This window comes from Streptomyces sp. NRRL WC-3549 (assembly GCF_000721935.1).
Taxonomy (GTDB): Bacteria; Actinomycetota; Actinomycetes; order Streptomycetales; family Streptomycetaceae; genus Streptomyces.
In genome coordinates this window covers 116,656-126,993 of sequence record NZ_KL585399.1, presented here as the reverse complement: position 1 = coordinate 126,993, position 10,338 = coordinate 116,656, and the positions used below count along the sequence as shown (strand labels likewise).

Below are 10,338 nucleotides of genomic sequence, written 5' to 3'. Positions count from 1 at the left end.
GGGTCCCCCGTCGGGGCATGCGTCGCGCCCCCCGCCGTACCTCCGCGGGGGTGCTCCCCGGTACCCGGCCGGACGGACGGGCCCGGCCCCCTCTTCCCCGGCCGGTCCGCAGGCCCGGCCCGCCCGGGGCGTCCGGATCGGGGCGGCGCCCCCCGCCCCTCCCGGTACGTCGGCCGCGCGTTCCGTCACGCCGGCGGACGTCTCCCGGGGGCCCCGCCGGGGGTCTCGCAGGGGAACACCGATATAGCCGTCGAACTGATGAGCGCGTCCGCGGTGCGGCACAATGGCCCTGCCCGGCCGGCTACTCAGTGATGGAACGGCGATATGACGATGGCAGCGGTAGACCACTCCTCCTCCCGCCAGGACGAGGACAGCGGGACGAGGACCTTCGGCAGCGGTCGTGCGTTCGCGCTGCTGCTGGTGATCACGGGGGCGGCCGGTCTGCTCGCCGCCTGGGTGATCACCATCGACAAGTTCAAGCTCCTCGAGGACCCGGGCTTCACCCCGGGCTGCAGCCTGAACCCGGTGGTCGCCTGCGGCAACATCATGAAGAGCGAGCAGGCCTCCGCCTTCGGCTTCCCCAACCCGATGCTGGGCATCGCCACCTACTCGGTGGTCATCGGCATCGGCATGGCGCTCCTGGCGGGCGCCCGCTTCCGCGCCTGGTACTGGCTCGGCCTCAACGCGGGCACCCTGTTCGGTGTCGGGTTCTGCACCTGGCTCCAGTACCAGTCCCTGTACAACATCAACTCCCTCTGCCTCTGGTGCTGCCTGGCCTGGGTCGCCACGATCGTGATGTTCTGCTACGTCACCGCCCACAACGTCAAGCACGGCATCCTGCCCGCCCCCGCCTGGCTGAGGAACGGCCTCGCCGAGTTCCACTGGGTGCCGCCGGTGCTCTGGATCGGGATCATCGGCATGCTGATCCTGACCCGCTGGTGGGACTTCTGGACCAGCTGACGGGGCCGGAGGCTCTGTCAGTGGGGTGGCATAGGCTTCTTGCGTGGAGCCCGACCTCTTTACCGCAGCAGCCGAAGACCGCCAGGAGAAGGACCCGTCCAGCAGCCCCCTCGCTGTCCGGATGCGTCCGCGCACGCTCGACGAGGTCATGGGCCAGCAGCATCTGCTCAAGCCGGGCTCACCGCTGCGCCGCCTCGTCGGCGAGGCCGGCGGGGGACCGGCGGGCCCCTCGTCGGTGATCCTCTGGGGACCGCCCGGCACCGGCAAGACGACCCTGGCGTACGTGGTCAGCAAGGCCACGAACAAGCGTTTCGTCGAGCTCTCCGCGATCACCGCGGGCGTCAAGGAGGTCCGGGCCGTCATCGAGGGCGCGCGCCGCGCCACCGGCGGCTTCGGCAAGGAGACCGTCCTCTTCCTCGACGAGATCCACCGCTTCTCCAAGGCCCAGCAGGACTCCCTGCTCCCCGCCGTGGAGAACCGCTGGGTGACGCTGATCGCCGCCACCACCGAGAACCCGTACTTCTCGGTCATCTCCCCGCTGCTGTCGCGCTCCCTGCTGCTGACCCTGGAGCCGCTCACCGACGACGACCTGCGCGCGCTGCTGCGCCGGGCCGTGTCCGAGGAGCGCGGGCTGACCGGCGCCGTCACCCTGCCCGAGGACGCCGAGGCGCATCTGCTGCGGATCGCGGGCGGCGACGCGAGGCGTGCGCTCACCGCGCTGGAGGCCGCCGCGGGAGCGGCGCTCGCCAAGCACGAGCCGGAGATCACGCTGGAGACGCTGGAGGAGACCGTCGACCGCGCCGCCGTGACGTACGACCGGGACGGCGACCAGCACTACGACGTGGCGAGCGCCCTGATCAAGTCGATCCGCGGCTCCGACGTGGACGCGGCCCTGCACTACCTGGCCCGGATGATCGAGGCGGGGGAGGACCCGCGGTTCATCGCCCGGCGGCTGATGATCTCCGCCAGCGAGGACATCGGCCTCGCCGACCCGACGGCCCTGCCCACCGCGGTGGCGGCGGCCCAGGCCGTCGCGATGATCGGTTTCCCGGAGGCCGCGCTCACCCTCAGCCACGCCACCATCGCGCTGGCGCTGGCACCCAAGTCCAACGCCGCGACGCTGGCGATCTCCGCCGCCCGGGAGGACGTGCGCAGGGGCCTCGCCGGCCCGGTCCCGGCCCATCTGCGCGACGGCCACTACCAGGGCGCCGCCAAGCTCGGCCACGCCCAGGGCTACATCTACCCGCACGACGTGCCCGGAGGCATCGCCGCCCAGGAGTACGCCCCCGAAGCCGTCCGCGGCAGGAGGTACTACGAGCCCACGCGGTACGGGGCCGAGGCACGGTACGCGGACGTGGCGGACCGGGTCCGCGAGCGGCTCGGCCGCGGTGGACCGGGCGGCACGGCACCCTCGTGACGCCCGTGGGCGCCCGGTGCTCAGCAGGCGGCGGCCTCGAAGAGGGCGTGCATCGCGCGGCGCAGCCCGCCGATGTCGCGGACGGGGTCGGGGAATTCGAAGCGGGCGTCGAAACAGGCCGAGCCGCCCTCCACGAACCGGACCCGCAGGCCGAAGCGGTCCAGCGCGACGGGGACGGCACGGGGCCCCTCCGCCGCGGGGCGCCCGGCGGACCTCCGCTCGCCGAGCAGCGCGGACAGCGAGTCCATCTGCTCGCCGTGGGCCGCGTGCAGATGCTGGAGCAGTTCGGCCTCGTGGGCGACGAGCGGGTCCGCGACGGCGTCCCGGAAGTCCTCCGGTTCCACCGACTCCGCTCCCCACAGGTCGTCGACGGACGCCTCGCCGAACTCCAGCCGGAGCGTCGTCCGCCCCGGACCCGCGAGTGGGGGCACGGCGGTGAGCCACCCGCCGATCCGGGCCCGGCCGCGGATCCGGTGCGGGACGGAGACGGGGGCCACGTCCGTGATCTCCAGCACGGCGGTCAGCTCGTCGCCCTGGGCGTGGGTGGCGGCCCGTACGAGGGGGGAGCCGGCCGGGAAGCCGAGGAACAGATCCCCCTCCGGACCCACCGCCCGGGTGTCCGGCATCAGCTGTACCGGATGGACCCCGTCCAGCCCTGGTACGAGCAGCACCGACGAGCAGGTACTCTGTACGAGAGTTCGTGTGCGCTCGGCTGCTGACGGCAGCCGGGTGGTTTCTAGCCCGCTGGGACGCGGCTGACCACGATCAGATCGGCCTTCCGTCGTTACGGCGCCTTCGTGTGCGCCGTCGCTGTCTGTGCTGTCCGTGACGTGAGTGGTGTTCCCAGGGCGAGACATGCGATCTCCTTGAGTAAGGTAAGCCTAACCTAACCTACAACGGAGGTCTGGAGAACGTGCCTAACCAGTCGCGTCCCAAGGTCAAGAAGTCGCGTGCTCTCGGCATCGCCCTGACGCCGAAGGCCGTCAAGTACTTCGAAGCCCGTCCGTACCCGCCGGGCGAGCACGGCCGTGGCCGCAAGCAGAACTCGGACTACAAGGTCCGTCTGCTCGAGAAGCAGCGTCTGCGCGCCCAGTACGACATCAGCGAGCGCCAGATGGCGCGCGCCTACGACCGCGCCCGTAAGGCCGAGGGCAAGACGGGCGAGGCGCTGGTCGTCGAGCTCGAGCGCCGCCTCGACGCCCTGGTCCTCCGGTCGGGCATCGCCCGCACCATCTACCAGGCCCGTCAGATGGTCGTCCACGGCCACATCGAGGTCAACGGCGGCAAGGTCGACAAGCCGTCCTTCCGCGTGCGCCCCGACGACGTCGTGCAGGTCCGCGAGCGCAGCCGCTCCAAGGTCCCCTTCCAGGTGGCCCGCGAGGGTGGTTACGACACCGAGGGCGAGACGCCGCGCTACCTCCAGGTGAACCTGAAGGCCCTGGCCTTCCGCCTGGACCGTGACCCGAACCGCAAGGAAATCCCGGTCATCTGCGACGAGCAGCTCGTCGTCGAGTACTACGCCCGCTGATCCAGGCGTAGTCACCGTCACAGCTCGGGCCCGCCCCTCCCTGTCATCCCGGGAGGCGGCGGGCCTTCGCGCCTCCCGGGGCGTGTCCGCGCCCTCCCCCGAGCACGCTCGGGCCGAGGGCGGCCCGCCGGTCATGCGGTACGGGGGGTCACGCCCGGCGCGATAGGCTCAAGGGACGACGATCGGCCGCGGTGGCGGTACACGCGGGCCCGACCGAAGCAGGCCGTGGACGGAGACCCGTCCGGGTGTGGGACGAACAGAGAGCGGTGCCCTTGTGTCCGGTGGAGAGGTGGCCGGGATCCTGGTGGCGGTCTTCTGGGCGATCCTGGTGTCCTTCCTCGCCGTGGTGCTGGTGAGGCTGGCCCAGACGCTCAAGGCGACCACCGCGCTGGTGGCGGACGTGACCGAGCAGGCAGTGCCGCTGCTCGCCGACGCCTCCGCGACGCTGCGCTCCGCGCAGACCCAGCTCGACAAGGTGGACGCCATCGCGAGCGACGTCCAGGAGGTCACCTCCAACGCCTCCGCGCTCTCCACCACCGTCGCGTCCACCTTCGGCGGACCGCTCGTGAAGGTCGCCGCGTTCGGCTACGGCGTACGGCAGGCCCTCGGCCGCCGGACCGAGCCCGAGCCGGACCGGCGGACCCCCCGCCGCACGGTGGTCGTCGGCCGTACCGTGCCGTCCGCCCGCGCGAAGCGGAACGGCCGAAGCCCCCGCGGACAGAAGGACTGACATGTTCCGCCGTACGTTCTGGTTCACCGCCGGCGCAGCCGCCGGGGTCTGGGCCACCACCAAGGTCAACCGCAAGATCAGGCAGCTCACCCCCGAGAGCCTCGCGGCCCAGGCCGCGGACAAGGCGATCGACGCGGGCCACCGGCTGAAGGACTTCGCCCTCGACGTGCGCGAGGGCATGGTCCGGCGGGAGGCCGAACTGGGCGGGGCGCTGGGACTCGACGCTCCCGTCGACCCCGAACTCCCCGTGAGCCGCCACATCGCCGTCGAGGCGCCCGGCCGCCCGGACCGCGTCACCGTCCACCGCACCCTCCCCTGCAACTCGGACAACCGGAATGAGGACCACTGATGGAGTCGGCTGAAATTCGCCGCCGCTGGCTGAGCTTCTTCGAGGAGCGCGGTCACACCGCCGTGCCTTCGGCGTCGCTCATCGCGGACGACCCGACTCTGCTGCTGGTCCCCGCGGGCATGGTCCCCTTCAAGCCGTACTTCCTCGGCGAGGTCAAGCCGCCCGCCCCGCGCGTCACCAGCGTGCAGAAGTGCGTGCGTACACCGGACATCGAAGAGGTCGGCAAGACCACCCGGCACGGCACGTTCTTCCAGATGTGCGGCAACTTCTCCTTCGGGGACTACTTCAAGGAAGGCGCCATCACGTACGCCTGGGAGGCTCTCACCAGCCCCGTGGCGGACGGCGGCTTCGGCCTCGACCCCGAGCGCCTGTGGATCACCGTCTACCTCGACGACGACGAGGCCGAGAAGATCTGGCGCGAGAAGGTCGGCGTCCCCGCCGAGCGCATCCAGCGCCTGGGCAAGAAGGACAACTTCTGGTCCATGGGCGTCCCCGGCCCCTGCGGCCCGTGCTCCGAGATCAACTACGACCGCGGCCCCGAGTTCGGCGTCGAGGGCGGACCGGCCGTCAACGACGAGCGCTACGTGGAGATCTGGAACCTGGTCTTCATGCAGTACGAGCGCGGAGCCGGCGAGGGCAAGGACGACTTCCCGATCCTCGGCGACCTGCCGTCGAAGAACATCGACACCGGTCTCGGCCTCGAACGCCTCGCCATGATCCTGCAGGGCGTGCAGAACATGTACGAGACCGACACCCTGCGCGTCGTCATGGACAAGGCCACCGAGCTGACCGGCGTCCGCTACGGCGCCGAGCACGCCTCCGACGTCTCGCTGCGCGTCGTCGCCGACCACATCCGCACGTCGGTGATGCTCATCGGCGACGGCGTCACCCCCGGCAACGAGGGCCGCGGCTACGTGCTGCGCCGCATCATGCGCCGCGCCATCCGCAACATGCGGCTGCTGGGCGCCACCGGGCAGGTCGTCAAGGACCTGGTCGACGTGGTGATCGACACGATGGGGCAGCAGTACCCGGAGCTGATCACCGACCGCAAGCGCGTCGAGACCGTCGCCCTCGCCGAGGAGGCCGCCTTCCTCAAGGCCCTCAAGGGCGGCACCAACATCCTCGACACCGCCGTCACCGAGACCAAGGCCGCCGGCGGCAAGGTCCTCGCCGGCGACAAGGCGTTCCTGCTCCACGACACCTGGGGCTTCCCGATCGACCTCACGCTGGAGATGGCCGCCGAACAGGGCCTCTCGGTGGACGAGGACGGCTTCCGCCGCCTGATGAAGGAGCAGCGGGAGCGCGCCAAGGCCGACGCCAAGGCCAAGAAGACCGGCCACGCCGACCTCTCCGCCTACCGTGCCGTCGCCGACGACTCCGGCGTCACCGAGTTCACCGGCTACACCTCCACCCAGGGCGAGTCGACCGTCGTCGGCCTGCTCGTCGACGGCGTGCCCTCGCCGGCCGCCACCGAGGGCGACGAGGTCGAGGTCGTCCTGGACCGCACCCCCTTCTACGCCGAGGGCGGCGGCCAGCTCGCCGACCAGGGCCGTATCCGGCTCGACACCGGTGCCGTCATCGAGGTCCGCGACGTACAGCAGCCCGTGCCGGGCGTCACGGTCCACAAGGGCTCGGTGCAGGTCGGCGAGGTGACGGTCGGCTCCTCCGCCTACGCCGCCATCGACGTCACCCGCCGCCGCGCCATCGCCCGCGCCCACAGCGCCACCCACCTCACCCACCAGGCGCTGCGCGACGCGCTGGGCCCGACGGCCGCCCAGGCCGGCTCGGAGAACTCGCCGGGCCGCTTCCGCTTCGACTTCGGTTCGCCCGCCGCCGTCCCCGGCACGGTCCTCACCGACGTCGAGCAGAAGATCAACGAGGTCCTCGCCCGGGAGCTCGACGTCCAGGCCGAGGTCATGTCCATCGACGACGCGAAGAAGCAGGGCGCCATCGCCGAGTTCGGCGAGAAGTACGGCGAGCGGGTCCGCGTCGTGACCATCGGCGACTTCTCCAAGGAGCTGTGCGGCGGCACGCACGTCCACAACACCGCCCAGCTGGGCCTGGTGAAGCTGCTCGGCGAGTCGTCCATCGGTTCCGGGGTGCGCCGCATCGAGGCCCTGGTCGGCGTCGACGCGTACAGCTTCCTCGCCAAGGAGCACACGGTCGTCGCCCAGCTCCAGGAGCTGCTCAAGGGCCGGCCCGAGGAGCTCCCCGAGAAGATCTCCGGCATGCTCGGCAAGCTGAAGGACGCCGAGAAGGAGATCGAGAAGTTCCGCGCGGAGAAGGTGCTCCAGGCCGCCGCCGGGCTCGTGGAGTCCGCCAGGGACGTACGGGGCGTCGCCCTGGTCACCGGACAGGTGCCGGACGGCACCTCCGCCGACGACCTGCGCAAGCTGGTCCTCGACGTGCGGGGCCGTATCCAGGGTGGCCGGCCGGCCGTCGTGGCCCTGTTCACCACGGCCAACGGCCGCCCGCTGACGGTCATCGCCACCAACGAGGCCGCCCGCGAACGCGGCCTCAAGGCCGGTGACCTCGTCCGTACCGCCGCCAAGACCCTCGGCGGCGGAGGCGGCGGCAAGCCGGACGTCGCCCAGGGCGGCGGCCAGAACCCGGACGCCATCGGGGACGCCGTCGCCGCCGTCGAGCGCCTCGTCACCGAGACGGCGTGACGGCGGAGATGACACAGATGCGCCGCGGACGCCGACTGGCGATCGACGTCGGGGACGCCCGGATCGGGGTCGCCTCGTGCGACCCCGACGGGATCCTCGCCACGCCGGTGGAGACCGTGCCGGGACGTGACGTCCCGGCCGCCCACCGGCGGCTCGGCCGGATCGTCGAGGAGTACGAGCACGAGCCGATCGAGGTCGTCGTCGGCCTGCCCCGGTCGCTGGGCGGCGGCGAAGGACCCGCCGCCGTCAAGGTCCGTGCCTTCGCCCAGGTGCTCGCCCGGGCGATCGCGCCGGTCCCGGTGCGCCTCGTGGACGAGAGGATGACCACGGTGACGGCCAGTCAGGGGCTGCGCGCCTCGGGCGTGACGTCCAAGAAGGGCCGTTCCGTCATCGACCAGGCCGCCGCTGTCGTGATCCTTCAGAACGCTCTGGAGTCCGAACGGGCGTCAGGCGCGGCCCCTGGTGAGGGCGTCGAAGTGGTTGCCTGATCGCGATACGGTAACGTTCCGCGCGATGCGCCGGTGTTCGAACAGACACCGCACAGCTAAGCGAAGAGACGGAACGTCGTCTCGCGGCTCTAGGGGATCGATGACTGAGTACGGCCGGGGTCCCGGCTCCGAACCGTGGCACCCTGAGGACCCGTTGTACGGGGACCAGGGCTGGGGCGGCCAGCAGGCTGCCCAGGGCCACGGTCAGGGCCAGGGCCAGTACGAAGGCCAGCAGCAGCCCTACGCGCAGGACCCGTACGCCCAGCAGGGCTACCCGCAGGACCCGTACGCCCAGCAGCCTCAGCAGGACCCGTACGCCCAGCAGCAGTACTACGGGAATCCGCAGGACCCGTACGCGCAGCAGCCTCAGCAGGACCCGTACGCCCAACAGCACCAGCAACAACAGCAGCAGTACTACGGGGCCCCCCAGGACTCGTACGTCCGGCAGCCTCAGTCCCAGCCGCAGTACGACGGCGGCTGGGACGCCGGCGGGCAGGCCACCATGCCGTACGACCCCCAGACGGCCTCGTACGACACCGGCCAGGGCGGCTACGGCGAACAGCCCGACCACTACGGCACCCCCGAGGCCTACCCCCCGCCGCAGCCCCCCGGCCACCGGGACCAGCAGCGGGAACCGGAGCCGGAGCCCGAGCGCCAGGACCCGGACTGGGACCCGGACGCCCCTCAGGAGGAGACGCACCCCTTCTTCACGGGCACGGACGAACCGGCCGACGACCGGGCGGCGCGCACCGGAACCCGGCCGCGCCGGGCCGATGACGACGAGGACCAGGACGCGTACGAGGACGGCTCGCGCGCTTCCCGCCGGGGCGGTGGCGAGCGCCGCGGCAAGGGCAAGAAGAAGAGCCGCAACGGCTGTGCCTGTCTCGGCGTCGCGGTCGTCCTCGTCGGCGGCCTGGGCGGGGTGACCTACCTCGGTTACTCCTACTACCAGAACCAGTTCGGCGCGGCCCCGGACTACGAGGGCAGCGGATCCGGCTCGGTCGAGGTGGAGGTCCCCGAGGGCGCGCTCGGGAACGAGATCGCGAACATCCTGAAGAAGGCCGGCGTCGTGAAATCGGCGGACGCCTTCATCTCGGCGCAGAACGGGAATCCCAAGGGGAAGTCCCTGCAGGCGGGCGTCTATCTCCTGAAGAAGGAGATGTCGGCGAAGAGCGCCGTCGAACTGATGCTGGACCCCAAGAGCCAGAACGGCCTGATGGTCCGCCCGGGCCAGCGGAACGAGACCGTGTACGCGGCCATCGACGAACAGCTGGGCCTCAAGGAGGGCACGACCGCGGAGGTCGCGAAGACGAATGCGGGCAGCCTCGGACTCCCCGACTGGGCGGACAACGACCCGGTCATGAAGGATCCGCTGGAAGGCTTCCTCTACCCGGCCACCTATGCCGTCGCCAAGGGGACGAAACCCGAGGCCGTCCTCAAGAAGATGGTCGGCCGGGCCAACGCGGAGTACAACAAGCTGGACCTGGAAGAGGCCGCCAAGAAGTACGACCTGGACGGTCCGTGGCAGGTGATCACCGTGGCGAGCCTGGTGCAGGCGGAGGGCCTCACGCACGACGACTTCCGGAAGATGGCCGAGGTCGTCTACAACCGGCTGAAGCCGGATAACACAGTCACCAACCGCAAGCTCGAATTCGACTCCGCTTTCAACTACTTGAAGAAGCAGAGCGAAATCAAGATCACCTCGAAGGAGATCCGCACCAACAACGACCCGTACAACACGTATTACCACACGGGTCTGCCTCCGGGGCCCATCAGCAATCCTGGTGACGACGCCCTGAGGGCCGCGCTCAATCCCACCGATGACGGGTGGATGTTCTTCATCTCGCTCGACGGGAAGAAGACCGACTTCACCAAGACGGTGGCCGAACACGAAGAGCTCAACGCGAAATTCAAGGAAATGCATGGCCTCGGCTGAAGGGCATCGTCGCGCCGCCGTCCTCGGCTCGCCCATCGCCCATTCCCTCTCCCCGGTCCTGCACCGGGCCGCCTACGCCGAACTCGGCCTCGACACGTGGTCGTACGACCGCTTCGACGTGGACGAGGACGCGCTCCCCGGCTTCGTCGAGGGCCTGGACCCCTCCTGGGCGGGGCTCTCCCTCACCATGCCGCTCAAGCGGGCGGTCATCCCGCTGCTGGACGGGATCAGCGGGACCGCCGCCTCCGTCGAGGCCGTCAA

9 protein-coding genes and 1 pseudogene are annotated in these 10,338 nt (G+C 70.8%); 9 read left to right on the top strand and 1 reads right to left on the bottom strand.

Features of this window, described 5'->3' with window-relative positions; translation table 11 throughout:
* The first annotated feature begins 324 nt into the window (after positions 1 to 324).
* Positions 325 to 960 carry a vitamin K epoxide reductase family protein gene (locus IH13_RS0115495; RefSeq protein ID WP_031084804.1) on the top strand — a complete coding sequence of 212 codons (636 nt, stop codon included), beginning with the start codon at positions 325 to 327 and terminating at the stop codon, positions 958 to 960.
* A 43-nt stretch (positions 961 to 1,003) separates the two neighbouring features.
* Positions 1,004 to 2,377, top strand: a complete 1,374-nt coding sequence (locus IH13_RS0115490) for a replication-associated recombination protein A (protein WP_031084802.1) — start codon at positions 1,004 to 1,006, stop codon at positions 2,375 to 2,377.
* A gap of 20 nt (positions 2,378 to 2,397) precedes the next feature.
* Here the strand turns inward: IH13_RS0115490 and IH13_RS0115485 are convergent, their stop codons facing one another.
* Positions 2,398 to 3,102 carry a DUF2470 domain-containing protein gene (locus IH13_RS0115485; protein ID WP_031084801.1) on the bottom strand — a complete coding sequence of 235 codons (705 nt, stop codon included), beginning with the start codon at positions 3,100 to 3,102 and terminating at the stop codon, positions 2,398 to 2,400.
* 188 nt (positions 3,103 to 3,290) lie between these two features.
* On the opposite strand from IH13_RS0115485, the gene rpsD reads away from it, so the two are divergent.
* The 7 genes and pseudogenes from rpsD to IH13_RS0115450 all read left to right on the top strand — a co-directional run.
* Positions 3,291 to 3,905, top strand: coding sequence for a 30S ribosomal protein S4 (gene rpsD / locus IH13_RS0115480; protein WP_031084799.1), 615 nt, complete (start codon positions 3,291 to 3,293; stop codon positions 3,903 to 3,905).
* Between the two features lie 289 nt (positions 3,906 to 4,194).
* Positions 4,195 to 4,635: a DUF948 domain-containing protein gene (locus IH13_RS0115475; RefSeq protein WP_031084797.1), complete on the top strand. Its 441-nt coding sequence runs from the start codon at positions 4,195 to 4,197 to the stop codon at positions 4,633 to 4,635.
* A 1-nt stretch (position 4,636) separates the two neighbouring features.
* Positions 4,637 to 4,984 carry a DUF6167 family protein gene (locus IH13_RS0115470; RefSeq protein ID WP_031084796.1) on the top strand — a complete coding sequence of 116 codons (348 nt, stop codon included), beginning with the start codon at positions 4,637 to 4,639 and terminating at the stop codon, positions 4,982 to 4,984.
* Positions 4,984 to 7,653 carry an alanine--tRNA ligase gene (alaS, locus tag IH13_RS0115465; protein WP_031084794.1) on the top strand — a complete coding sequence of 890 codons (2,670 nt, stop codon included), beginning with the start codon at positions 4,984 to 4,986 and terminating at the stop codon, positions 7,651 to 7,653. The genes IH13_RS0115470 and alaS overlap by 1 nt, the downstream gene beginning before the upstream one ends.
* 8 nt (positions 7,654 to 7,661) lie before the next feature.
* Positions 7,662 to 8,141 carry a Holliday junction resolvase RuvX gene (gene ruvX / locus IH13_RS0115460; protein WP_031084792.1) on the top strand — a complete coding sequence of 160 codons (480 nt, stop codon included), beginning with the start codon at positions 7,662 to 7,664 and terminating at the stop codon, positions 8,139 to 8,141.
* Positions 8,142 to 8,241: 100 nt separating this feature from the next.
* Entirely contained in the window at positions 8,242 to 10,077 is a 1,836-nt protein-coding gene (gene mltG, locus IH13_RS0115455) for an endolytic transglycosylase MltG (protein ID WP_031084790.1), read from the top strand.
* Positions 10,064 to 10,338: pseudogene (locus tag IH13_RS0115450) on the top strand (shikimate dehydrogenase); the annotation flags it as partial. The gene mltG and the pseudogene IH13_RS0115450, both read left to right, overlap by 14 nt.